At 56.7% G+C, this 24,915-nt stretch carries 23 protein-coding genes and 1 pseudogene; 16 read left to right on the forward strand and 8 right to left on the reverse strand.

The window, feature by feature from the left end; all coding sequences use genetic code 11:
- The first annotated feature begins 334 nt into the window (after positions 1 to 334).
- The 9 genes from pepA to ACWHYZ_RS04105 all read left to right on the forward strand — a co-directional run bounded on the left by pepA (position 335) and on the right by ACWHYZ_RS04105 (position 8,094).
- Positions 335 to 1,114: a flocculation-associated PEP-CTERM protein PepA gene (pepA, locus tag ACWHYZ_RS04065; protein WP_447986013.1), complete on the forward strand. Its 780-nt coding sequence runs from the start codon at positions 335 to 337 to the stop codon at positions 1,112 to 1,114.
- Positions 1,115 to 1,406: 292 nt separating this feature from the next.
- A complete protein-coding gene (locus ACWHYZ_RS04070) occupies positions 1,407 to 2,513 on the forward strand; it encodes a deoxyhypusine synthase family protein (protein WP_447986014.1) in 1,107 nt (368 codons plus the stop codon).
- Between the two features lie 39 nt (positions 2,514 to 2,552).
- Complete coding sequence (locus ACWHYZ_RS04075; RefSeq protein ID WP_447986015.1) at positions 2,553 to 2,924, forward strand: peptide chain release factor-like protein; 372 nt, start codon at positions 2,553 to 2,555, stop codon at positions 2,922 to 2,924.
- Between the two features lie 9 nt (positions 2,925 to 2,933).
- Complete coding sequence (locus tag ACWHYZ_RS04080) at positions 2,934 to 3,590, forward strand: DsbA family protein (RefSeq protein WP_447986016.1); 657 nt, start codon at positions 2,934 to 2,936, stop codon at positions 3,588 to 3,590.
- Positions 3,591 to 3,613: 23 nt separating this feature from the next.
- On the forward strand, positions 3,614 to 3,880 hold the full coding sequence (locus ACWHYZ_RS04085) for a hypothetical protein (RefSeq protein ID WP_447986017.1): 267 nt from the start codon (positions 3,614 to 3,616) through the stop codon (positions 3,878 to 3,880).
- A gap of 12 nt (positions 3,881 to 3,892) precedes the next feature.
- Positions 3,893 to 5,332, forward strand: a complete 1,440-nt coding sequence (locus ACWHYZ_RS04090) for an aldehyde dehydrogenase family protein (RefSeq protein WP_447986018.1) — start codon at positions 3,893 to 3,895, stop codon at positions 5,330 to 5,332.
- A gap of 192 nt (positions 5,333 to 5,524) precedes the next feature.
- Positions 5,525 to 6,100, forward strand: coding sequence for a pyruvoyl-dependent arginine decarboxylase (locus ACWHYZ_RS04095; RefSeq protein WP_447986019.1), 576 nt, complete (start codon positions 5,525 to 5,527; stop codon positions 6,098 to 6,100).
- A 54-nt stretch (positions 6,101 to 6,154) separates the two neighbouring features.
- Complete coding sequence (gene speB / locus ACWHYZ_RS04100; RefSeq protein ID WP_447986020.1) at positions 6,155 to 7,090, forward strand: agmatinase; 936 nt, start codon at positions 6,155 to 6,157, stop codon at positions 7,088 to 7,090.
- Between the two features lie 269 nt (positions 7,091 to 7,359).
- Complete coding sequence (locus ACWHYZ_RS04105; protein ID WP_447987513.1) at positions 7,360 to 8,094, forward strand: pseudouridine synthase; 735 nt, start codon at positions 7,360 to 7,362, stop codon at positions 8,092 to 8,094.
- Positions 8,095 to 8,096: 2 nt separating this feature from the next.
- Here the strand turns inward: ACWHYZ_RS04105 and ACWHYZ_RS04110 are convergent, their stop codons facing one another.
- The 4 genes from ACWHYZ_RS04110 to ACWHYZ_RS04125 all read right to left on the reverse strand — a co-directional run bounded on the left by ACWHYZ_RS04110 (position 8,097) and on the right by ACWHYZ_RS04125 (position 13,743).
- Positions 8,097 to 8,894, reverse strand: a complete 798-nt coding sequence (locus tag ACWHYZ_RS04110; protein WP_447986021.1) for an MCP four helix bundle domain-containing protein — start codon at positions 8,892 to 8,894, stop codon at positions 8,097 to 8,099.
- Between the two features lie 77 nt (positions 8,895 to 8,971).
- Positions 8,972 to 10,552, reverse strand: a complete 1,581-nt coding sequence (locus tag ACWHYZ_RS04115) for an ATP-binding cassette domain-containing protein (RefSeq protein WP_447986022.1) — start codon at positions 10,550 to 10,552, stop codon at positions 8,972 to 8,974.
- 167 nt (positions 10,553 to 10,719) lie between these two features.
- Positions 10,720 to 12,204 (reverse strand): TolC family protein, encoded by a 1,485-nt coding sequence (locus tag ACWHYZ_RS04120; RefSeq protein WP_447986023.1) that lies wholly within the window; start codon positions 12,202 to 12,204, stop codon positions 10,720 to 10,722.
- A gap of 105 nt (positions 12,205 to 12,309) precedes the next feature.
- On the reverse strand, positions 12,310 to 13,743 hold the full coding sequence (locus ACWHYZ_RS04125) for an HlyD family secretion protein (protein ID WP_447986024.1): 1,434 nt from the start codon (positions 13,741 to 13,743) through the stop codon (positions 12,310 to 12,312).
- 140 nt (positions 13,744 to 13,883) lie between these two features.
- On the opposite strand from ACWHYZ_RS04125, the gene purE reads away from it, so the two are divergent.
- On the forward strand, positions 13,884 to 14,435 hold the full coding sequence (purE, locus tag ACWHYZ_RS04130) for a 5-(carboxyamino)imidazole ribonucleotide mutase (RefSeq protein WP_447986025.1): 552 nt from the start codon (positions 13,884 to 13,886) through the stop codon (positions 14,433 to 14,435).
- Positions 14,436 to 14,437: 2 nt separating this feature from the next.
- Entirely contained in the window at positions 14,438 to 15,604 is a 1,167-nt protein-coding gene (locus ACWHYZ_RS04135) for a 5-(carboxyamino)imidazole ribonucleotide synthase (RefSeq protein ID WP_447986026.1), read from the forward strand.
- A gap of 39 nt (positions 15,605 to 15,643) precedes the next feature.
- On the opposite strand, the gene ACWHYZ_RS04140 is transcribed toward ACWHYZ_RS04135, so the two are convergent.
- From ACWHYZ_RS04140 to ACWHYZ_RS04150, 3 genes are all read right to left on the reverse strand, one after another.
- Positions 15,644 to 16,363 (reverse strand): rhomboid family intramembrane serine protease, encoded by a 720-nt coding sequence (locus ACWHYZ_RS04140; protein ID WP_447986027.1) that lies wholly within the window; start codon positions 16,361 to 16,363, stop codon positions 15,644 to 15,646.
- Positions 16,364 to 16,430: 67 nt separating this feature from the next.
- Positions 16,431 to 17,303, reverse strand: coding sequence for a phosphoesterase (locus ACWHYZ_RS04145; protein WP_447986028.1), 873 nt, complete (start codon positions 17,301 to 17,303; stop codon positions 16,431 to 16,433).
- A 51-nt stretch (positions 17,304 to 17,354) separates the two neighbouring features.
- Positions 17,355 to 18,452, reverse strand: a complete 1,098-nt coding sequence (locus ACWHYZ_RS04150; protein WP_447986029.1) for an LOG family protein — start codon at positions 18,450 to 18,452, stop codon at positions 17,355 to 17,357.
- A gap of 131 nt (positions 18,453 to 18,583) precedes the next feature.
- On the opposite strand from ACWHYZ_RS04150, the gene ACWHYZ_RS04155 reads away from it, so the two are divergent.
- From ACWHYZ_RS04155 to ACWHYZ_RS04175, 5 genes and pseudogenes are all read left to right on the forward strand, one after another.
- Positions 18,584 to 20,077: a multinuclear nonheme iron-dependent oxidase gene (locus ACWHYZ_RS04155; RefSeq protein ID WP_447986030.1), complete on the forward strand. Its 1,494-nt coding sequence runs from the start codon at positions 18,584 to 18,586 to the stop codon at positions 20,075 to 20,077.
- A complete protein-coding gene (locus tag ACWHYZ_RS04160; protein ID WP_447986031.1) occupies positions 20,074 to 21,258 on the forward strand; it encodes a tRNA dihydrouridine synthase in 1,185 nt (394 codons plus the stop codon). The genes ACWHYZ_RS04155 and ACWHYZ_RS04160 overlap by 4 nt, the downstream gene beginning before the upstream one ends.
- Positions 21,249 to 21,908: a Maf family protein gene (locus ACWHYZ_RS04165; protein WP_447986032.1), complete on the forward strand. Its 660-nt coding sequence runs from the start codon at positions 21,249 to 21,251 to the stop codon at positions 21,906 to 21,908. Before ACWHYZ_RS04160 ends, ACWHYZ_RS04165 begins: the two co-directional genes overlap by 10 nt.
- A gap of 59 nt (positions 21,909 to 21,967) precedes the next feature.
- Positions 21,968 to 22,618, forward strand: coding sequence for a hypothetical protein (locus tag ACWHYZ_RS04170; protein ID WP_447986033.1), 651 nt, complete (start codon positions 21,968 to 21,970; stop codon positions 22,616 to 22,618).
- 84 nt (positions 22,619 to 22,702) lie between these two features.
- Positions 22,703 to 23,028 (forward strand): annotated as a pseudogene (locus tag ACWHYZ_RS04175) (hydrolase); the annotation flags it as partial.
- Between the two features lie 39 nt (positions 23,029 to 23,067).
- Here the strand turns inward: ACWHYZ_RS04175 and ACWHYZ_RS04180 are convergent.
- The gene (locus ACWHYZ_RS04180; RefSeq protein WP_447986034.1) at positions 23,068 to 24,810 is read right to left on the reverse strand and encodes an ABC transporter ATP-binding protein; all 1,743 of its coding nucleotides are present in this window, start codon (positions 24,808 to 24,810) and stop codon (positions 23,068 to 23,070) included.
- Positions 24,811 to 24,915 lie beyond the last annotated feature (105 nt).

The following is a 24,915-nucleotide window of genomic DNA, read 5'->3' on the forward strand; positions in this document are numbered from 1 at the left end:
TGGGCGGAGTGCTTCGGCGAATGCTCCAGCCGAAATAGAATGGTTTGGGCGTATGACATCAGATCGTTATGGCTCTGTTAACGCACATTGACGGTGCAGTTCACCTTTCCCGTGGAGCGAGCACAGGCAATATCGTAAGGTATGTCAATGTGTTAGGTAGCCATGCCATGTGTAACGCCCTTACTCATTTTCTATGGGCCTGTCTTGATAAATTGACACTTGCTTTCCTGTAAGAAGTGCTAGGTAATTTTCCCCTTATTTTCCTTCCTGTAAAGAAGAGGCATTGCGCGTGCATATCTCCCCTCCCAATTTATCAACCCGGGAGGAATCGACAATGCAACGTACGCTAGCTAGATTGGTTGTTCTTGCGGGAACGTTGGCAATGAGTGCACTGCCTGCTTTTGCGGATCCTGTCATCATCAATCAACCGGTGGGCTCTCCGTTGACCGCGAGCTTTATCGACTTCAGTTATGTCGCGCTCGTCAATCAAACGGCGACCGCCGGTACGGGCACATTCAATGAACAGGGAGCCGGCTTCTTCGGCTCGTATCGCGGTCCCACGTTAGCCGACGTCGTCCCTGGTTCCGGCTTGAATAACACCTATAAGCTCTATGCGGTCTATACCGGTAGTGGAACCGTGGCACCGACTACTGGAACGCCGGGGGGCACAACAGCCACGTTCACGAACTTCAATCTGCGGTTGTTTCTGGATCCAGGCATGAACACGACCATCACGGCGTCTCCGGTTGGAACGCCGGGTGGCACGGTGTCAATTGGCGGCACGACATCGGATGATGTGCTTGTCGGACAGTCGACGGGTTTAATTGCGGGGCAAGCGCATGCCTTTCCCGGATTAGCAAACGGCGATTTCAACGTGCAGGTGAATTTTAGTCCCGTCGGTGGTTTTTTGAGTGGTCCCTTGACCATCCAGTTTGCTGATTTTAACGGTGTGAATACCAGTCTCCAAGGGTTCAGCATGGGGAGTTTTACATCGGGGCGTGTTGATGGATCCGGTAACGTCAGCTTCACGGCCGTTCCTGAACCGGCGACCCTTCTGCTCATTGGCTCCGGGTTGGCCGCTATGGGCTGGATTCGCCGAAAGCAAACCGCATAGCCGCGACTCACAGTGAGTCGTCCTCCCTTCCGGGTATCCCGCGAGGGGAGGACGAATTGCTCTGCGCTTGATTACTGCTGAGTCGCTGATTCCACCCACACTGTTTCCTTTCCATCCCGAGCGTTAAGCCTCAAGCCGCCTCGAATCCGACATTCCTTTCCAGGCTTATCGTGGTTGCACCATGCACAATGCGTCCGTGTCATGAATTGACGCCTGAAGCTTGGTTATGTAATAAGTGAAGAAAAAGCAGCAGTAATGACATGCTGATTCGGACGTGTTGAAGGAGTTGTCGATGCAGGGACGTGAGTTTCGCGACGGAGCGCAAGACGGACTCGAGGCGCTGGAGCCATTCGACCCGGACAAGGTAAAGTCGTTTTCAGATCTCTTAGTCGCCATGAAAAAGACCGCCTTCGGCGGTCGTCGATTGGGAGAGGCGTTTGAGGTCCTCTGGACCATGGTGGAGGATCGCGAGTGTTCCGTCGTGCTGACATTGTCCGGTGCGATGACCATTGCCAAGATGGGCAAAATTATCAGTTCCATGATCGATCATGGGATGATCCAAGCCATCGTGTCGACGGGGGCTCTGATTGCTCATGGCTTAAGCGAGTCCGTCGGCAAAACGCATTATCGATACGATCCGGCCATGAGCGATGAGGAGCTCTTCCACAAGGGATACAATCGCGTCTACGATACTTTAGAGATGGAATCGAATCTCAACTATGTCGAACATGTCATGGCGAGTACGCTGAAGCGTCTCGATGCTGACCAATCCTTGTCATCTGAGTTGCTCACCCGGGAGTTGGGTCGCACCCTGGTTGATGAGCATCATGGGACTGGGATTTTGAAGAGTGCGTATCTTAAAGGAGTTCCCGTCTATATCCCGGCCTTTACCGACTCTGAAATGGGACTGGATGTCGCGACGTGGTCGATGGGGCAACAGATTGACAAGGTGAGAAGCACAGTGCCGACGCCGGATCATGACCTGGCTGTTTTGAAACAACTCCATCACACTCTTCCGCGCTTCAATCCCTATCACGATTTAAACAGCTATACCGATCGAGTGTTGGGGGCCAAGCGATTGGGCATTTTTACAATTGGTGGTGGCGTTCCGAGGAATTGGGCGCAGCAGGCTGCCCCGTATGTGGAGATCGGGAACGTTCGCATGGGGCTCAATGTCACTCCTCCCCGGTTTCAATATGGTGTCCGGATTTGTCCGGAGCCCGATTATTGGGGGGGACTCAGCGGCTGCACCTACACGGAAGGCATTTCCTGGGGGAAATTTATTCCTCCGGCCGAGGGGGGACGTTTTGCGGAAGTGCTCAGCGACGCGACCGTCGTCTGGCCGCTCTTAATGATGGGCCTGTTAGAACGGCTTCAGGCGAAGAAGGGGTCTTCGTAAGAGTCGTGTTGTTCGATAATTTGTCGAGAGACTTTGACGATGACACCGGCACCGCGGCCTCGTCAGCGACCTTACAACCTGGCGCGTGAGGTGTTAGAGCGTGAGGTCATCGTTGAGGCTTTTCGGAGCGGTGGGCCCGGAGGACAGCATAGAAATGTGACAGATAGCGCCGTGCGGTTGCGGCATATCCCTTCAGGGGTGCGGGTGACCGCCGCCGACTCTCGTTCGCAGACCAGAAATAAAGACACCGCATTTGCGCGGCTGATCGAACGTCTGCGCGAACTGAACCGCGTTCGCAAACCGCGCGTGCCGACCAGAGCGACAAAATCTTCCGTCGAACGGCGGATCCATAAGAAAAAGCAGCATCAAAAGGTGAAACGACGACGAGGATCGGTCAATGATGATCAGTAAGGCTTCCGCATGACACGAGGTAACGATCGGACATGGCGCGGCGGCGCGCTTGCTGTGCTGCTGTGGAGCGTTTTCCTCCTTCCTGTGGGTACCACTGCGAAGGAGGCGGATAGTCGATCGACGACGGATGTCCGGCTTCGGGGCAATCCGGGTGCCCCCATCACGCTCATCGAATATTCCGATTTTACCTGCGGCTATTGCCAAAAATTTTTCCGAGAGACCTGGCCACGCCTGCAAGCCAAATATGTGGAGACGGGCAAGGTCCGGTTCCTCTATCGAGACTTTCCGCGAGCCGCCCAAGGGCCTGGACTCAATGCGGCGGCTGCGGCTCGATGCGCGGGCGATCAGGGCAAATATTGGCCGATGCATGACCGGCTTTATGGGGGACGGCTTGACCTGCCCGAGTTTCAGCGTCATGCTACAGCCATTGGACTCAATCTGCCCGCCTTCACGAAATGCTTTGATGAAGGCCGGCACACCGACGCCATCTTTAAAGATAAGGAAGAGGGCACGTCTTTAGGATTTCGCGGAACGCCGGGATTTGTGCTCATGCTCACACGCCGCTCATCGCATGAATCGCCGTTACTGATCCCCGGAGCGTTTCCGTTCGATGTGTTTGAAGAAGAAATCGATCGTCTGCTGAAGCTGGAAGGTCGGCCTCAATAGATCGAGGAGAAAAGAAGGGAACCATGTCACAAGAACAAACATTTTGGTCAGTCGAGTGCGGAGACGAGGACCCTGAGTTTTTAGTCTGTATGTCGTGTTTGAACGAAGTCTTTCGGCGCAAGGTCCCTATGCCGGATTGCCCGACCTGCCATGGTGTGTCTACGTATGAGGCCTTTACGCTCGACTCCGTTCGCGATTGGGGCACCGAAGAACTCATCGCCAAAGCCGAGGCCGCTTCCAAACTGACAGAGCGGCCGGTCGAGACCAGTCTTGCCGAACAAGAACCGTAGCCCGCGTTTTCTATGGCACATGCCAGACCCTTGTTTATCGCTCATGAGTGGAAACGGACGGCCACGACCGTGCCCGTGCTCAATCCCTTTACCGGGGAGCGAGTCGCGGACGTCTGCCAGGCGGATCGAGCCGAAGCCGACGCGGCGACCGCCGCTGCGGCAGCGGCATTCTACTCGATGCGCCGACTCCCTTCGCATGCCCGGTCGAGTGCGCTCGCGACGCTCGCTTCGCAGTTAACCACTCGCCAGGACGAGTTCGCCAAAACGATCACGGCGGAATCCGGCAAGCCGATCACTGACGCCAGGCGCGAGGTGAATCGTGCTATTCAGACATGTGTCATCGCTGCTGAAGAGGCAAAGCGTATTCCGGGCGAGGTCGTCCCGCTCGATTGGACTCCAGGCATGGAGTCCTATCTCGGTCTGACCCGTCGTGTCCCCATCGGACCCATACTCGGGATTACGCCGTTTAATTTTCCGCTGAACCTCGTGATCCATAAGCTCGCGCCTGCGCTTGCAGCCGGTAATTCAATCGTCATCAAGCCTGCACCTCAGACCCCGTTGACGGCGCTGCTGCTCGGTGAACTGATCCTCCAGACGGATCTTCCACCGGGGGCGGCTAGCATTGTACCCTGCGCGAATACCGTGGCCGAGCAGATGGTGACAGACTCGCGTTTTAAGCTTCTGAGCTTTACCGGGAGCGCGGCGGTGGGATGGATGCTGAAGTCGAAATGCGGGAAGAAAAAGGTCGTGTTGGAATTGGGCGGCAATGCGGGTGTGATCGTCGAACCTGACGCGGATTTGGATATTGCGGCGCAGCGGTGTGTGGCGGGAGGCTACGCCTATTCGGGCCAGACATGCATTTCCGTGCAGCGCGTCTACGTCCATGCCGACATCTATGAGACGTTTCTTCAAAAGCTCATTACCAACGTGCGCGCCCTGAAGTCCGGCAATCCGTCGGATGACGGCACGGTGGTTGGCCCGGTCATCGATCAAGGGGCGGCACGCCGAATTGAAGACTGGATGCGTGAAGCGGTCGCTCAGGGCGCACGGGTCAATGTGGGTGGTGCGCGCTCCGGGTCGCTCCTTGAGCCGACCGTGCTCACTGATGTCACGCCATCCATGAAAGTATCGTCCGAGGAGCTGTTCGGGCCGTTACTGACCGTCACTTCCTATACCCGTTTTGATGAGGCGCTCGCCGCCCTTAACGATTCCGAGTATGGCCTACAGGCCGGCGTGTTCACGCAGGATGTGAACAAGATTTTTCTGGCATATCGGGAACTGGAAGTCGGTGCAGTATTGGCTAATGAGATCCCCACGTTCCGCGCCGATCATATGCCCTATGGAGGCGTCAAAGAGTCGGGAGTCGGACGCGAAGGCGTGCGGTACGCGATTGAGGACATGACCGAGCTGAAACTACTCGTGCTCAACCTGCGAGAGACCCCCTCCGCCTGACAGTTGTGCCAAGGCATGGCGGCCTGTCAAAAAAAGCCTCAGATCATATTGCGGAATCGGCTCTAACTTGATACAACAGCGGCCCTATGTAGAAGACGCGGGAGCCGAGGGGTAGGACTGCCTACCAACAGCACCTGGCATCACAGCGGATTGAATGGCGCTCACGCGCGGAAGCGGCCCAAGGGAGGCAAGATGGTTCCAACACATATGTTTCTCACCAGAGGAGTCGGAGTCCATAAGGAGAAGTTGGCGTCGTTTGAACAAGCGCTACGAAGCGCCGGGATCGCCTATTGTAATCTGGTGAGTGTGTCTTCCATTTTTCCTCCATCATGTAAAATTCTTCCAAAAAAAATGGGAGAAAAGCTACTGAATCCGGGGGAAATTACCTTCTGCGTGATGGCGCGCTCGGAAACCAATGAACGCAATCGCCTGATTTCTGCGTCCGTCGGTCTCGCCATCCCGACCGACCGCCGAACATACGGCTATCTTTCGGAGCATCATGCCTATGGCGAGACCGACGAAGAAGCCGGAGAATACACGGAGGACCTCGCCGCCCAGATGCTGGCCACCACGCTCGGGGTCGAGTTTGATCCTAACATCGCGTGGAAAGAACGCGAGCAGGTGTTCAAAATGGCTGGACAGATCGTCAGAACGATGAACATCACTCAGTCTGCCATCGGCAAGTCCGGCAAATGGACGACGGTGGTCGCGTGCGGTGTCTTTATTCCATCAGAAAACATCCCTAAAAGCATGCGTCGAAAAAGTTGATCTACGCAATACAACACCACTCCTCCTGACGGGTTACATTCACGCTGTAGGCATATGATGCTTCCCCCCGGCTGGCTAGGCACAGAGAAGAATTTTCTAGGATTGGACGAGCCGTGGTCTCACCCGGACGCCGCAGGGGTGTATGTCCTGCCGGCCCCGTATGAGCACACATCGAGCTATATTCTCGGGTCCGATCACGGCCCAACCGCGATCATTGAGGCGTCCCAACAGGTTGAGTTGTATGATGAGACGCTCGGCGTCGAACCCTATCGAGAGTGGGGTGGGGTCGCCACCGCCGTTCCACTCGAATTGGAGAAGAAAGTCGATCGAGACGCCGTAGCGGCGATTCAGGCGTATGTCGAACCTCACGTGAAGCGAGGCCGATTGATTGTCACTCTGACGGGAGAACATACCGGAGCGCTTGGCGCCATTCGAGCGCATGCCAAGGTGTATCCAGACCTCTGTGTCCTCCAGATCGATGCACATGGCGATTTGCGCCACGCCTATCAAGGGAATCCTTATAGCCATGCGAGCGTCATGGCCCGTGTCGTCGAAGACGGTCTTCCGCTCGTTCAGGTCGGCATTCGGTCCATCTCAGCCGATGAAATTGAGCTCATCAAGCGGACACAATCCGTGTCCACGTTTCTGGCGGCGCACATTCTTGACCCATCGGGACCCTATGGCGCGCACGCGTCTCGCTGGGTACCGGACGTCGTCAAAGCCTGTAGTGGTCCGGTGTATCTGACCTTCGATTGCGATGGACTGGATGCCTCGCTCGTCCCGGCGCTTGGTACGCCGGAACCTGGAGGGTTGGGATGGTATGATACGCTCAGCTTGATCACTGCGCTTGCGAATGGGCCCGGTATCATCGGAATGGATGTCAGCGAGATTGCGCCCATTCCAGGTTTTGTCGCCCCGCAGTTTGCCGTGGCTCGCCTGATCTATCGAATCCTGGGACGGATACGGGCAGCACGAAAAGCAGGATGCTGAAAAATGTCCCCCAACTTCGTTCTCAGGTCATCAACATCCTCAACGTACGCCAGAGGGTACGCCTGCGGTGTTCACTTCACCTCGGGCCTCGTTGGCTGCCCTTTTTTAGCATTCTGCCCAATTAGATTGCTCGCAAGATAACTGGTGCACCCGATCTTCCTTGCCTCATGGCTTCTCACAAGCTAATTAAGAAGCGCTCATCGAGCCCTTCATCGGCCGCTTCCGACTCTATTGCTGGTGCACACACGTCGCCTCTTCACGACCCTCGTATTCGAATTAACAAATTTTTCACTGCGCAGGGTGCCTGTTCCCGGCGGGAGGCAGATAAGCTGATTCAGGAAGGGCGCGTCGCAATCAACGGGCGCGTGGCCGTACTGGGTGATCGAGTGAGTCCGGAGGATGTGATTACGAAGGACGGCGTGGTCATTCCATGGGGCAATGCTCCGCTCTATATCAAATTTCATAAGCCGATCGGGGTGACCACGACCAGTGAACCGCATGTGCAAGACAATATCATCACCTATATCGGCCATCCTGAACGCATATTTCCAATCGGACGTCTGGATAAGGATTCATCCGGTCTCATTTTGCTGACGAATGACGGGGACATTGTGAATCGCGTCCTCCGCGTCGAATATGCTCATGAGAAGGAATACGCCGTACGGCTCGACCGTCCGTTCGATCAGGCGTTCTTGGATCAGATGGCTGCCGGCGTGGTCATTCTGGGGCAACCCACGAGACCGTGTCGCCTGAGTCGAGTTGGGCCACGCGACTTTCGGATTATCCTGACGGAAGGTCGGAACCGGCAAATTCGGCGGATGTGTCAGGCTCTCGGGTACCGGGTTGACACACTGCATCGTATCCGGATCATACATATCACGATTGACGGGTTGCGAGTTGGACAGTGGAAATATCTCACCGATGAAGAACGAACGACGTTGCTCGCCACAGTGCGGGCTCTCCGGACTGCGGCAGCCAGTGATGGGTGCGAAGACGCCCGTTGATGCTAGAGTCGACTCACCGGAGGGCGTAGGGGCGCATGAGGAGCGCCGGGCAGCGAGACTGAGGGTGATTCATCGAGGGATGGCTTCAAGGCGGGCCTTTGTGCGGGAGGAGCACCGGTTGAAGGTCTTCCCAACACGAGATTCAAAAACGCGATCAACAGACTTCCGATGAGCAGGGTGGCGCTGGTCGTACGGATCGTCTTTGTCCCTTCATCCCGCATGTCTTTCGCAACCTCTGCGACGGTCTCCAGAAGTCGATCCAAGGCCAGGCTGACTTGAATGAGTTTTGGACCGGCATTATCCGCCGCTTGTAGTTCCGCCTTGGTGCGAAGATTGGCGGCCTCTTCCGGAGATCCCGCCCCCCAGAGCTGGACCAAGAGATTGATGGTGCGATTCGCGGCCGCGATGTAGGCATCAAGGCTTTGCCGAACGGCTTCCAGATCTTGTGGTTCACTCCGGCCACTGCGCGATACGCGAAGACTGGCGGCGGCATACCGGTCGATCGCATGCTGGATGCGGGCGCGTTGATCGGGAAGAGAGCCGGTGATTCGTTCGAACTCCTTTTTGGAAGGAGCCTCCAGTGCGCGAATGACCGTGGTGCGGTATCGAATGATATCAGCGGAAATATGCGCCAGATCTGTCGCGGCGAGCGTATATTCGGTGTACATGATACGAAGGTCCTGGTCGACCTCGCTCAACGCGCGGTTCCCGATGAAGCCGAGCCCGATGATCAGGAGGCTGATCAGAATCTGGGCGACCGACGGGCGTACACGCCGGAGCGAACCGAGGAGAGGTTTCATCTTGTCCATACAGAGTCCGCAGAATACGAAAGCCGCAGTCTAACAGACCTACGGTCCAAAGAGAACCGACTGACCGCCTAATCGAGGATCAATCGGCGATCCACGTGCGTGGTCAGGCCCGGATCGTTCGAAACGAACAGCACTGACCACGGCTCCTCCTTCGAGCAGAGCCGGCGGAGGATGGCCTCACGGGTGCTCGGATGCAGGCTGTGGAGCGTCCCATCGAAGATCAGAAGTTGCGGCCGTGTCACAATCGCGCGCGCGACCAAGGTCTTCTGAATCTGCGTGTTCGTGAGCGCTTTCCCTTCGGGGCGGACCGGGGTCTGGAGTCCCAGCGGAAGCGCGTCGACCTCTTCTTCCAACTCGACAAAGCGCAAAGCCCAGACGATATCCTCGTAGGAAATGGACGGCCGATCCAACGTAATGTTTTCCTCGAGCGTGCCTTCAAACAATGTGGGCTGAGAATCCAGGACGAGGCCTCGGTAGGCGTTCAAGGACTCCATGTTCAAATCGCGTACGTCGACACCGTTATACCGGATGACGCCGAACGTCGGGATATACAGTCCGGCGAGTACTCTCGCCAATGCCGTTTTCCCGGCGCTGGTATTCGAAAAGATGGCAATTTTCTCACCGGGGGCGACGTCAAGGTTAAAGTTTGAAAATTCCGGATTCGAACCAGGAAAAGAAAACGCGAGGTCTTTGCACGTGAGCCGGAGGCCGTGAATCTTCGGGTCCGGAAGGGATACCGATACGGTTGTCGGGGAGGCATCTTTAGGCAGCGAAAAGACGAAATCCAACTCCGTCAAGGCGGTCAGAAAGTAGAAGACATAGCCTAGGCGCTTCACGACTGAATCAAAATTGATCAGCAGCGCGCCGACGATGACCTCGGCCGCCACCAATTGTCCCAGCGTCATTTGCCCTATGGCGAGCAGCCACCCCGCCGTTCCGATCAAGGCGCTGTGTGCCAACGCCTGCCAACCTACCGAGCCTAAATACTGCCGGATGAGAATCTTAAAGCGGGACCGCCGGGCGTCCACATAATGCCCCACCAATTCATCGGTCTTTTTTAACAAGAGCGGGTCGCTCACCGTCGCTTTGAAATGCGGTAGGTTGAAGGAGATTTCCTGCAGCCAGTGGAGAGTGTCGTATTTGGCCTGAGACATCTCGATGGTGGATCGCAACGCCCCATGGCTCAGAACGGTCACAATGAGCACGAATCCGGTGAGGAGCAGCGCATTAAAGACGAGAAAATACGGGTGGTAAAAAACCAAAATGATCATTCCGACGACGCCGCCCACCACGACATTGATGATGTCGACCAGCAACACGGACAGGGCGCGCTGCATCAGGACGGTTTCAAAAAAGTAGTTGGCGTAGCGAGGGCGAAAGCCCTGAACCTTGAGGCGTGGCAACAAGTGAGTCAGCGCAATGGCGACTCGAGCGAAGATGCGGCGCTCGAGGATCTCCACGGCATAATATTGCAAGGCGCGAAAGGCGCCGACGCAGAGCAAGGTCAACACCATGATACCGGCCAGGGTCACAATCATGACCGGCTGGATCGAAAAGGCAAACGTATTGACGAGCTCTTGAACGGTCAGCGGAATGATCAAGGAAAAAAGCCCAATGGCCAATGCGTAGGAGACAATCAGACCGATCACGCGTCGCTCAAGCCTGAAGAGCAGGCTGATACGAGCAATCATGTCGCGGACAGAGTGGCCCGTGGAAAGATGCTGCATGGTTAGTTAAAAGGATTACGTAATTGGCACGCGTTCGTTACACGCGCGCACTTCTTATCATACCGCATTACATCGGACCATCAAATAATCTATTGGCCGGGACGGTACGCAGCCGGCACGACCGAAGGCGCCGATTTCCCCCATGTACCGATGGCCCATTGATAGAAGGCCTGAGCCTTCTGATAGTCTGCCTGCGCCCGAATAAGCTGAGCCTCGGAATCGACCGCATTGCGCTCGCGCAGATTCACAAACAGCACGCTCGTAGCCCCGACGCTGAATCGGAATCGCTCACCTTCCTCCAGTGTTTTGGCGAGCTGAAGCGATTGTCCGGCCGCTGCGATTCGTTCTTTGGCACGCTCGATCGCCGACAGCGCATTATCGACATCGACTTGGACCTGTTGCTCACGATATTTTTGTACCAGTACGAAGCGGTCCGCCTTCCCCTGCGCTTCCATCACTTCTCCGCGAGATCGCCGTTGCAAGATCGGAATTCGCATTTCGACGCCGAATCGATAGCCTAGCCCCAGCACAAACTTTTCGGGAGTACGCGCGGGCGACGCTTCAACATCGAGGCTGGGAAGCAAATTATTCTTCGCCAAGGCCAGATCGATGTTATTCAATTTGGCTTCGATTTCGACCTCCCGGACTTCCGGGCGCATGGCGCGCGCCACGAGCTTATCGGCTTTCACGACTTCAGCAGATGGCGGCTCCACGGGTTTCGGGAAATCCCAGGCCCGTTCGGCAGGGGGTGTGACAGGCGAGTCGCGCTCCCACAGGAACATCGACAGTTTGTACTGCTCCTGCTCGACGGCCCGCGTGGAGGCAATCCATCCCTCGCGTCGGCGCTGAACTTCCTGATTGGCCTCCACCGCATCAAGCGGTGCTGCGGCTCCCGCTTTCGCCCGTTGTTCGACTTGTTTGAAGCGGTCTTCAGCCACGCGGAGCGCCCGCTTTTGGACGTCGGCAAGCTTGACCGCCGCCGTCCAATCCCAATATTGACTGGCGGCTGCAAAAAATAAATCCTGCCTGGTTTGCGCGATTTGAATATCGGCTTTCGGGTCGGCCAGATTGGACCGCTGCAGTTCTGCATTCTCTGGATTGATCATCAGCCCGCGCAGTAAGGGAATGAATCCCCCCACCAGCACCTGGTTGTGGCCATTGTTGAAGCCAAGATCCGGGATTTTCGCCGGACCGTTGATGACTTCCCGCATGCCTGCGCTCCCACGGAACCCCCAGGGATGGCGGGCTTCTATCAGCGTATCGTTAAATCCTACTGTTCTTGTGTCCTGCGGCCCGCTGGAGGGAATAAACCGCTCGAGCTCCATGTCGTTGACCAACGTCGGCTCAAAGGCGCCGAGTGCCCGGAGAAGTTTTCCTTTTGCGACGATCTTTTCCGTCCCGGCGCCCTTTAACAGCGGGTGGGCACGGTCCACCCACGCTAGAACTTCATCCAGGCTGAGCGGAATAGGCGCGAGCATTTTCCCGGGAGCGGCCGGTTCTGCGGCCATGAGGCGTTCGCCATGGATGAACATCATGAGAACCAGAGCCGTCAAGACCTTTAGACATAACACCATGATCATCTCCTTTGTAGAATACTGACGAAGGGTGGAGACAGGTCAAAGGGCAGGGGATCAACGGATCGCGCACGGCAACAATTCGCTTGTCATTGCCATAGGCGGTTACTTCGCACCTCTTCCGGCCTTCGGTAAGAGCGTATCGAGCAGGGACGGCGGACCTTCCTGATAATCGGGCGGGAACAAATTAAACCGCCGCCACAGTTCATACCACAGGGGAACTCGATTGAGGATGACCCACCCCATCACTTTCGTTCCCTGGCGTACATGCGTCTGCTCGGGCCAAGGGCGATCTTCCGGGTCCGGCACAACCCAATAGCGATAATTGCCCTTGCCGTCGTCCACTTGATCGATGACTTTAATAATGCCGCTGTAGGTCCCAGCCATGAGTTCAGGCCAGGCCGGCAGCGGGATGGCCGGGATCCCATAAAAGAGCAGGCGTACTTTTCGGCCCACATTCAACAGCGGCGCATCGATACCGTCGGCCTTCATCTCGACGGCCTTATCGACGCTGGTTGGAGACACGCGAAGGAGCTTATCGCCGGGCCGAACCGTTTCACCGATGCCGACTTGGGCCATACGAACTACCGTGCCGTCAATCGGGGCCAGTATTCGACTGGCCACGCGGCGCTGGGTAGCATTGGACAGCCTGAGTTCGACGCTGGCGACTTGATCGGCGGCCCGGGCAGCATCGGCAAGAGCCCCTGTTCGACTGGCTTCGGCATCGAGCAGCCGCTGAAGTACGTCGGCATTGATTTGGTCGCGACCGAAGCTGAGCGCCTTCATGGCCTGTTGCGCTTCCTTCAACATCGCTTCAGCGGCCTGGCGTTCGGCGTTACTCGCGATCGCGCCTTGAATGGCCAACTCCAACTCACGCTGGGACGCTAACCCGCGTGCCGCGAGCTCTTGCGTCCGGTTGACATTCAGTTCGGCGGTGTCGACGGCGATTTTAGCCGTCACGATCCGTTGTTCAGCGGCCCGAACCTTATTATCGGATTCCCGCACGCGTGCTTCTGCCGACGGGCCGGCAGCTTTGACGACCTCCTGCATGGCTTTGATGCGTTCGGTCAGTTGATCGGCCCGTTCCAGAGCGGCTTTTCGATTCTGGTCCAAGGCAATTTTCTGTTTTTCCAACAGGGCCAACAGTTCCGGCGCCATGAAGTTGGGATCAACGTCATCCAGTTCTAAAATCAGTTCGCCTTGTTTGACCCGCACGCCTTCATACACATGCCACTTTTTCAGCCGCCCCGTAATCTGCGATTCAATGTCCTGAGGACGTTCGTACGGTGAATAGGCGGACAGCTGACCCGTGGAAGTAATCGTTTGGGTCCAAGGGACAAATGCGATGGCCAGTGCAAAAACTAACAGCAGTTTGACGGCGAGCCGTGCCGAGAAACGCAGGCGATCGGGGATCTGAACGGCTTCCCACGACTGAAGATGCCGGGAGGTCGCAAGATGGTCAACGTGGATGTCTTCGAGCCCCGTCGGCTGCTCCACAAGAGAGTGTATGTTGCTTCTCAAACTCGGAAGGCTTTCCACGGTGTCCTCTTCAAAGCCATTATAGGTAGTTCGCAGCTTTCGGTCAATTTTGGGCAGGCGCACCGAAGGTGTACGGCTTTAGTCTTGACCCATGGGCCGGGAGAAGACTAAGGTGTGGCCCTTATCATCGAGAGGTCCGCATGCCGCGACGAAAAATGGAACAGGGTAATCGGGATCCGGACACCATGGGCCGTGGTCCATTAGTCGGCGTGGTAGGGGGAAGCCGAACCGACTTCCCGTTTCTCGAGAAAGCCATCGATGTGCTGAAGAGACTCGGCGTGCCGAGTGAGTTGCTGGTAGTGTCGGCTCATCGCACTCCGGATCGGTTGTTCACGTATGCCGAGCAAGCACCATCTCGGGGTATCGAAGTCATCGTGGCGGGTGCAGGGGGGGCTGCTCACCTGCCCGGGATGCTAGCGGCGAAAACCCATCTGCCGGTGATCGGCGTGCCGATTCCGACTGAAAATTTGCGAGGGCTCGATTCGCTCCTTTCGATCGTCCAAATGCCGAAAGGCATTCCGGTTGCCACGGTGGCGATTGGTGGTGCAGAAAATGCCGGCTTGCTGGCGGCTCAGATTTTGGCAGGCAAATATCCCGACATTCAACAACGCGTGATGGAGTACCGTGCGGAACAAACGCGAGCGGCCATCGCCTCGTCCCCGGAATCTTCTCACCACACCACGCCGCGGTAAACATGCCAGGTCCCATACCGCCGGGAGCAATGCTTGGGGTCCTCGGGGGAGGCCAGCTGGGCGCTATGTTTTCAGCGGCCGCCAGACAGCTCGGGTATCGGGTAGCCGTGTGGGACCCTGACTTCCAGGCACCTGCTCACAAAACTGCAGACTGTTCGTTCAGCGCACCCTTTGCCGACTGCGATGAACTGGAGCGGTTCACGAATACTGTCAGCGCGGTGACGTTCGAATGGGAAAATATCCCGGTGGCGGTAGCCTCGGGTCTGGAGCGATCGGTACCCGTCCGTCCGGGAAGCGCCGTGTTGCGCGTGTTACAAAATCGTCTCGATCACAAGTCGTTTCTGGCTCAGCAAGGCTTTCCGGTTGCGCCCTTTCGAGCCGTGCCGAACCCGAACGAATTGGCGAAGGCAGCAGAAGCAATCGGCTTTCCCTGTCTCTGCAAAACGGCGACGGCCGGCTACGACGGCAAGGGCCAATGGCGATTGTCTTCAATGAGCGAGGCGGTGAGTCTCCAGGAGCAACTGAGTCGGAGCGCTCCTCCACACAGTCGATGGATCATTGAGCAGTTGTTACGCTTTACGAAAGAACTCTCCGTTCTCGTGGTACGAGGACTCGACGGCGAACAGCGTCTCTATCCCGTTGCGGACAATGTCCATGAAGCCGGGATTTTGCGAACCACATCCATCCCTGCCGCAATCAATGGCGAGGTCGCCGAGCAGGCGCAAAAGATGGCCGCCTCGGCGATTCATGCCTTGGAAGGCGTCGGCGTGTTTTGTGTGGAACTGTTTCTCATGCCGGACGGGACGCTGCTGATCAATGAAATCGCGCCGCGCCCGCACAACTCGGCTCATTACACACTCGATGCCTGCACGATTTCCCAATTCGAACAACACGTCCGTGCGGTCTGTGGACTGCCGCTCGGCGAGGTACGATTGCTGAGTCCCGCCGTGATGATCAATCTAATCGGTGAAGATCTGAGCCGCGCCCTCTCCGAAGACGCTCTCATGTCGCTGCTTCGAGTTCCGGGCTCGAAGGTTCATGTGTATGGGAAGGCGTCGATACGTCCCGGACGCAAAATGGGACACGTGACGTTCCTGGCAGAAAAGCCGGAAGAGGCGCGGAAGGCAGCGTTGAATCTTGAGCGGTCTCTTCGATCGTCCACGACATAAGCCACAACGAATGTTAGGCTTCTCCAACCAGCCATTGCTCTAGTCCGGTTCTTCCCAGGCACGATGCCTTCCCGGCGAAAAGAAGTGAATGTCCGGGCGCTTGAACAATCCTACCAAGGCCATCCCCGCTATGAAGCCACCCACGTGCGCGAAGAAGGCGACTCCACCGCCGGACTGGCCGAGACTCATGCCGCCACTCAGCATTTGCATCACGAACCATAACCCCAATACGATTCCCGCAGGAATGTACATCATGCGCGTGTAGATGCCCAGCGGCACGAGGACCAAGACCTGCGCGCGTGGGTAGAGGAGCAGATAGGCGCCGAGCACGCCCGAGATCGCCCCGCTGGCTCCGACCATGGGGACGGTCGATGATGGATCGGTGATCGCATGGCTAAATACGGCGGTGATGCCGCAGACCACATAGAAGGTGGCGAACCGGACATGTCCCATCGCCTCTTCAACGTTATCGCCGAAGATCCACAGGTAGAGCATGTTGCCGATCAGATGCATCCAGCTTCCATGCATAAACATGCTCGTGAAGAGGGCGACAACCGGTGCAGCGCCATGCATCTCCGGTGGCAATGCGGCATTGCCGAAGATGGTCGCCGGAATCGCACCGAAGCGGTAGACGAATAGTTCCCCCGGCTGAGGCGGCAGGGAGGCTTGGTACATATAGATCAGCGTGCAGAGGACGATGAAGCTGACGCTGATAATTGGAGTCGTATGAGTAGGGTTGTCGTCTCGCAGGGGAATCATGGCACGGCGCTTCAGTACACCGGAATGATCATGCGTGAGAGGCGCGACCGTCGACGTCGACTCTATTCTACTGTGTGCCTGGTGTCCGCGTGGTCATACTCAGCGGGGCCAGCGGTGTAGGCGTATCGGCAGGAAGCGAGACTGAAAAACCCGCGGCATGTGTGTGCCCCCCTCCGCCATATTGCATAGCGATAGCCGCGACATCAGCCGCGTCATCCCGCGAACGGAGGCTGTAATATCGTCGGCCATCGCGATCGTGCCAAATGACGCAAAAGGGATGATCTCTCGAGAGCCGTTCACCGATTTGACTCGTGAGGACCGAGCTCTGAACGACCGGGACGACAGTTCCTTGAAACGGCAGTATCACGGCCGATGCGGCGATCTTTCCCACCAACTCAGTTTCATAGCGAAGGATCGCCCGCCCTTCCGCCTCCAACGCATCTTGCCGGAGCGTATCCCACACGTCAAATTCAAAAGGATATGAAGCCAAGGCGGCGTTAATTTCACGGCTACCCGGCAAGGCCCATGTCCACAGATCTTTATCTTGAACATATTGAAGCAACCAGGGGGCGGGCTGCTGATGAGCCCACTCCCATGCGAGCACCGCACCGGATTTTTTCAAGTCAAAGTAAGCAAACGGAAGACCGGCCAAGGCATCTTGCGCGGTGATGTGATGGTCTAGGACCTGCAAACTGGCCGCTTCTTGTGCCATGGCTTCCAAGGCCGTGCGGTGATAACTAAAGTCAACCATGACAATATGCCGGCCCTTCAAGTTCGGCGGTGGCGGGTGCCCATGTTTGACGGCTTTGAATTCGGCCGCCGGAAATTTTTTCCATAAGGCCCAGGCAGCGCCGAACCCGTCCGCACAGTCACCATGGTATAGCACCATGTCTGGCGGCGTGGGGGTAGGTAATCCCGCTAATGGATGGACACGACTCATCGTGAGTCAGCTTACCATGGCCGTACCGATCAGAGGAATGACAAAGTGAAGTCAGAGACCGGCCGGGGCCGGCATGGCGCTGACCGTTGGAGTTTCCACGGATTGGAGAAATCCATTGATCCGATCGATGAGCTGCCGCAAGCGTCCGGCGCTACGGCGATTGTAGTGGAACACGAGTCGCGGGAGGTCTTTCAGGGCCGCTTCATCCGATTCTTCGGGAAATGCGCTGCGTTGAATAAACGTTCCCCCGGCGAGCATGTCCGGAAACTCGGAATTGATCGTAGCCACCTGTTCGGCGGTCAGCGCATGCCGCAGGCGGAGCACTTGATTGTGATGCACAAAGCGGCTGGAGTGGTACGTACGGTAAAATTTTTCAATCTCCTCAACCGCCGCTTCCTGCGAATCGAAGATTTTAAACAGACTGAGGTCTTCGGGACTGATGAGCCCCTGGGGCAGCAATTCATCGGTCAGAAAGGCATGCCAGCGCTTCCAATAATCGCAGCCGGGTGCTTGCAGACAGACGATGGGTTGCGGATGGCTTTTCCCGGTTTGAAGTAGGGTCAAGACTTCAAAGCATTCATCCTGCGTGCCGAATCCGCCGGGAAAGAGTGCCGTCGCGTGCGATTCTTTCAGAAACATGAGCTTGCGCGTAAAGAAATATTTGAAGACGATCAGCTTAGGGTCGTCGGCAATCGTGACATTCGCCCCTTGTTCAAAGGGCAGCATAATATTGAGACCGAAACTGCTGTCCCGCCCGGCGCCTTCTTGAGCCGCACCCATGATCCCATCTCCGCCTCCCGTGATCACCATGAAGCCGCGTTCGACCAGACGGCGCGCGAAGTCGCGTGCCAGGCCGTAGTTCGGGTCGTCAGGCGACGTCCGGGCCGATCCAAAAAAGCTCACCTTCTGCCGGTCCCTGTAGTGATGAAACGTCTTGAACGCGTAGCGCAGTTCTCTCATCGAGCGGTTGAGAATCTTGAGGTCGAGCGTATCCAAGTGCGAATCGCCGAGCCGTAGGAGGGTCACGAGCATTTCCTTGCGGAGCGTCTGCCGGAGATCGCCCTTAGTTCCATTCAAGAGGCTTTTGACTTGGTTGAGGATCTCGTCGTTGGTGAGACCCAGTCGGGCCGCGGAATCAAATTCTCTCATCGTCGCGTCCTCTCCCTAGTATTAATCTTATCAGCCCCCTGTCAACTGGTCAAAACGCATCGACTCTTGTCAAAGCGCATGGACCATCAGTAGACTGAAGGTCGGCCATTTCTTGTGTTCGCAATCCGGTGATGATCAACATCGAACAGGAATTTATCCGTCGTCTCCTAAGGATTCCATCCCACGGGCTCGGTCTGTCCGTGGATGTCTATTCACCCAATCTATTCGACCTCCTGGACGCCGCCGCATCTCATGGATTGGAGTACGGTTATCTCGAAATTTTTCAGGCATCCCAATCGGCCTTAGCGGAAGTGCGCCGTCGGTTGCCGGGAGAATGTCTCGAGTACCATGCCGAAGGATTATGGCTGACCCAGCCCGAATGGGGATCGACGGAGACGAGCCTGAGGGATATCGACAAGACGGCCTCTCATCTCGCCACACTTGGCTGTCATTGGATGAATCATGAGTGTGCGACCAAGCAGATGGCTGGCTTCTCGTTCGGCACCTATTTGCCGGCACTCTTCACTGCGACGAGCGCCGACGTGGCCGCGGCGCACGTGACGCGACTTCAACGCAGCCTCGCGGCCTCCGGATACTTCACGCCAGACCGTGAACCGCTCGTGCTCCTCGAGATACCACCACTGACCTATTTTGCCTTCGGCGATCTGCCGGTCACGGAATTTTTCAGCAGGATTGCCGATCGGACTCCATGCGGTTTTGTGTTGGATCTCGGTCATGTATGGACGTACTACCGTTATGCAGGCGACTGGCGAGGCCGGTCTCTCACGTCGTTCGTGGCGGAATTTCTGGACGCATTTCCGCTGGAGCGCGTCGTCCAGATTCATATGGCAGGCCTGGCCGTTCCTGAGACCGCTGCAGGCGATCGGTTCGAAGCGCTGTGCGATCACGCTATGCCGTTCTGGCTCGATGCTCACGATGCCGCGATTCCCGAGGTACTCTTGGATATGCTCGAACAGGTCCTGGCCCATCCCAACCTGCGTTCGCTCAAAGGTCTTGCGCTGGAAGTGGATACAAAATCGATCGAGCAGATCGTTGTCGAACTCGACCGGGTGCAGGAACGGTTCGGAAAGCGGTTGAGTCTGGTGTGCCAGGCCTCGCAATCACCATCCGTGGCTGGGCCGCCGCATGACGTCACCGCGGGTGATTCGTTCTCGCTTGAATTTGATGACGAGGCGGTCAATACATTATGTCGTCAATATGAAGGCTATGCACGTGTTGTCAGTGGGCAGGTCACGGCATCACAGTCGGGCCTGCCCTCGCGCTGGCTCGAGCCCGGCAGTCTGGATCTGTACCGCGAGACCTACTTGCCGCATGAGATTTTGCACTGGGGTGGGGATTTGCAGGACATGTTTCCCGGCACGTGTACCCAATTGGCCCGTGAGGGCATCGAATTATCCGGGTTCGTCGACTTTTGGTTTCGCAAGCCTCATGCCGTCAATCAATCATATGATTTTTTTTTGTTGAAGCTGGACCGGTTTCCTCTATTCGTCCGGAAGGTCTACCCGGCAGCGTTCGCCGATGCTATGCGTGAAGCCGACGCGCTTCGTCAGGCGTATCGGACGGCCTGCGATGATGTGGTCCGGCCTCAAGAGGCGCAGTCATGAATTTTTGGACCAGGCTGCCTCAGCCCATCATTGGTCTAGCGCCGATGGATGGGGTGACTGATGCGGCGTTTCGGCTTATCGTCGCGCAGCAGGGCCAAGCAGATGTGAGCTTCACAGAGTTCACGAATGTGGGAGATATCTGCCGCGGGCCGGATCGTATGTTATCGTCGCTGCTCTACCATGAATGTGAGCGCCCCGCCGTGGCGCAACTCTATGGAAAAGATCCCGACCTTTTCTATCAGGCTGCCCATATCGTCTGTGAACTCGGCTTTGATGGGTTGGATATCAATATGGGATGTCCGTCGAAAAATGTCGCGTCATCGGGATCGGGTGCAGGGCTGATCCGAACGCCTGATGTGGCGCATGCCATTCTCCGTGCCGCCCGCCAAGGCGTGACGGATTGGGCCAATGGACAGACGCTTCTCGATGCCGGTCTCAAAAGAGCTCGCGCCGAGATGATTGGAGCTATGAACCTGAGTCGGGCCGGCGCGTCCGCCATCCCGCGGCGCCTGCTTCCCGTGTCCGTCAAAACGCGGTTAGGCTACGACTCGGTGATCGTTGAGCAGTGGATCAGTCATTTGCTGGAAGAGCAGCCGGCCGCGATCACCGTGCACGGGCGGACGCTGGAACAGATGTATCGCGGTGAAGCGGATTGGAATGCGATTGCCAGGGCCGGGGAATTGGCCAAAGGAACCGGCACCCGGCTGTTGGGCAATGGCGATCTGCATTCCATGCAGGATGTGGTGACTCGTATTCGCGATACGGGCGTACATGGTGTGCTCGTGGGCCGCGGGGCCTTGGGCAGCCCCTGGTTTTTCAAAACCAAAGATGTGGCGCGTGCCCTTGCGAGGTGCCACGGCGATGGAAAGGCAGAGCCGGGGTCTTCTGTGTCGATCGAGGCGGATCTTGCAAAACGGTTCGAAGTGATGATCGAACATGCCCGCCAGTTCGAGACGATCTTTGGTATCGCGCAGTTCCCCCGGATGCGGAAACATCTCGGCTGGTATTGCAAAGGATTCCCTCATGCCGCCTCACTCCGAGCGAGCATGGTACGGGCGTCGTCGGTATCGGATGTGCAGCGCATTCTGGAAGAATATCTGCGGGACCATCCATCGCCCTCTGATGAGCCGAATATCACGCCGGCGGATATGGCTTTTCCCATCCCTGTCTCATGCGGCTGATTTTAGCCTCGACATCTCCTCGCCGGCAGGATTTGCTGGCCCTGTTGAACACCCCCTTTGAAACCGTTGCGCCGACGTATGTTGAACGGCTGAGTCCTCACGTCTGTCCGGTTGATCAGGCTTGTCTTTTTGCTGAAGGCAAGGCGCGGTCCTGCGAAGACCTGTTCGCAGACGGTCTTATCATTGGATGCGATACGCTGATTGAGCTTGAGTCCCAAGTCTTGGGAAAACCATCGGATAGCAGGGACGCAGTTCGCATGCTGCAGCGGCTCAGTGGGCGGCAGCATCTGATCCACACGGGGGTTGTGGTCCTCTCCACTTCCACCAGTCGGCTTGAAACGGCGGTCGAGACGGTCCACGTGTGGTTCAAGAGTCTTTCGTCAGGAGAGGTGGAGGCCTACGTTGGTACGGGAGAAAGCTTTGGGAAGGCGGGCGCCTATGGCATTCAAGGACGAGGCGCGGACCTGATCGAACGAATCGAGGGCGACTATACCGCTGCAGTCGGTCTGCCGCTCAAGACGTTAGTCCGGCTACTGGAGGGTTTTGGCATAATCATCCCCGTCGATCTCAATGATGTCTATGAGCAAAAGTCCTATCCCAACTGGAGGCGGTTTACTTCCGCCTCCCGCGCTGAAGGTCGATTGCAATGAAGTGAGGCTTTTCTTACAATGGCGCGATTATTGCGGTCTTCTAGGCTCAAGGAGGCACTATGCAGTTGACGCTTGTCAGAATATTTATCTTCAGTAGTGCGGTCTTCTCATGGATGCTCGGGGTCAATGTCGTGCAAGCGATTGACGTGAACCTTACTATGGACGAGGCCAAGAAGGCGTTGGCCGCCGGCCGCGCGCCGATGGATGCCGCGAATAATCCTGACGACGTGAAGAAGGTGTTGCAGCAAGCGGCGGTCAGTACGCGAGTCGGGGCGGACCCTGAGAAAGATCCCTGTGGCGCGAATGCGGTCTTGCGGACAAAGCGGTATTGGCTCGAATCATTCGGTCGGCAAGAATCTACCGAATCGAAAAAGCAAAAACACGAAGTACGTATGCCGGACGACAAGATTCAGAAAATTTTGGACATGCCGAATCTCGAAATGTCCATCCAGCTCTGCGGCGACGACGAGTATTTTGCCGAAGGGGTTCAAGTAGCGCTCCAGCAGGGCAACAAAACGATCAAGCCGGTCGATGTGAGCCCCGCGGATAAAGGCCGCAAGAATGAGGGCCAGGGTCCCGCCTACCGATCCCGCTTCACGTCCCGCTTCGCGTACGACAGCTTTGATCCCACCGCAAAGACAAAAATTCTGATCTATTTTCAGGACGGCAAAATGATCGACTTCGATGCAGATTTGTCCAAGGTGAAATAAGCCATAGAGCTACACTATAAAAATTGTGCCCGTGTAACGAATTGTATTCTGTGTCGTAGAGTTGTATCTCGAGAGGCGTGCAACCGAGTTTGCGGTGCCAGACACGGTGTCGCCGACGAAAGCCTGATTCCTGCCGACCGTGTCTTCATCAAACATGGCTATCTGCCGCCGGTAGCTGCCATAGATTATCTCAAGGCCAAAGGAGTGATCTCGTTTTCGTCTGCGGAATTCAGGCTGATACCTGCTGCCTCGCCACTGGCTTCATGCTCTTTGACACAGGATTGCACCTTGCTCAGTGGTTTAGCGTCGGATCATCGCTTGATCGATCAGCCAAACTCGGTGCCGATATTTGGCAGCATCATTTTGGCAGCGTCCTTCACAGCTCGGATGAACTTCGTCTCTCTACATGATCATGTGACGTAGGCGCCGTCTCCCGCTCAACTATCCCCTCAGAGTGTGTCGACGACCGTTTGTTCGGCCAGCCGCAGCGTATAGAGATAGTGGTACAACCCTTTTTGCTCCATCAGGGTAAGGTGATCGCCCTGTTCGACGATGCGTCCCTTGTTCAGCACGACGATTCGGTCGGCCCGTTGAATGGTGCTGAGTCGATGGGCAACGATAAATGTGGTCTTACCCACCATCAACCGCTCTAACGCCTCCTGGACCAGCCGCTCGGATTCAGTGTCGAGTGCGGAGGTCGCTTCATCCAGCATCAGAATTCTAGGATTCTTCAGAATGGCGCGTGCAATGGCAAGGCGTTGACGTTGGCCTCCGGAGAGGTTGACCCCTTTCTCCCCGACGAGCGTGTCATAGCCGTCCGGAAGCGCGGCGATAAAGTCATGTGCATTCGCTGCACGGCTGGCCTCAATCACCTCGTGGTCGGTCGCATCCGGGCGCCCGTACCGGATGTTGTCACAGATCGTGCCTCCAAAAAGAATGGTTTCTTGCGGGACAAGCCCGATCTGCCGATAGAGACTTTCGAGTTGGACATCACGAAGGTCATAGCCATCGATCGCGATGGTCCCTGAGCTCGGATCGTAAAACCGGTGCAGCAGATTCACCAAAGTAGTCTTCCCGGAACCCGTCGGACCGACGAAGGCCACGACTTCGCCAGGCTTGGTTTCAAATGAGACGTCGGCAAGGACCGGTAGTCGTGGATCGTACGCAAAGGAGATCTGAGCCACGGTCACATGCCCTGTGATCGGCGGCATGGCTATGGCGTCGGGTCTATCTTGGACGTCCGACTTTGTATCAAGAATGTCGAAGACCCGACGCATGGCCCCCTGTGCTTCCTTGATCTGCGCGAAGACGCGAGCCGCAGACCCGAAGGGACCGATGAGAATGCCGGCGAAAAGGACAAAGGCAAACAGTTCGCCGGGGGAGACGATTCCCTCGATGACTTGTTTGCCGCCATACCAGAGGACGGCCGCGGCCGCGGCTAAGGTTAGTAGGGTAATGGTCGGAATAAAAACCGCCAGCACGCGGGCTCGGCGCAATGTGAGTTCCAGCATCGTTCGAACCTGCCCGGCAAAACGCATTTCTTCGCGCCGTGTCTGCACAAAGGACTTGACCACTCTGATCCCGGACACCACCTCTTCAATGAGGGTCGTGGCCGCAGCCGTCTGGTCCTGAATATCGGTGGACAGCGCTTTCAGACGCTTTCCGAAAAAGCGGGCGACGAGGACCAGCGCCGGCAGGAGCAGGAGAATCAGGAGGCACAGGCGCCAGTTCATAATCAGGAGAAAAGCCACACCACCGATGAGCGTCACGAGCTGTTTGGTTGAATCAATCGGCGTTTCGGTGAGAGTCGATTGGATCACGCTCACATCGTTCATCAACCGGGACAGGATTTCACCTGTGCGGCGTTTGGCAAAAAAATTCAGCGAGAGTCGCTGCAGATGGGCAAAGACGTGTGTCCTGAAATCGGCCATGATGTGCTGCGAGACCCAGGCCGTCATATAACTATGTCCAATGGAGAGCAGGCTCTGTGCGATGACCAAGCTCAAAAAAAAGCCGATGATATTAGTCATGCCTTGCAGATTTCGCTGCACCGTGATTTGGTCCCACAGGACACCGGCCAGCCGGATCAGGGCGAGGTTGAGTAGGGCGACTCCGACCACGAGGCCGGCGGCCGACAGCATTTTAGGGAGATAGGGCCGGATAAATGGATAAAAACGGGAGTAGTACGACATGATGAAGCTATCTTCTCAAGGATGGACTGGGGATAGTGCAGACTGAAATGCCGGAGCAGAAAAGGCTCAAGTGTAACTGGAGTAAAACTGAACCGACCGGGCTAC

It is taken from the genome of Nitrospira sp. Nam74, from assembly GCF_965152615.1.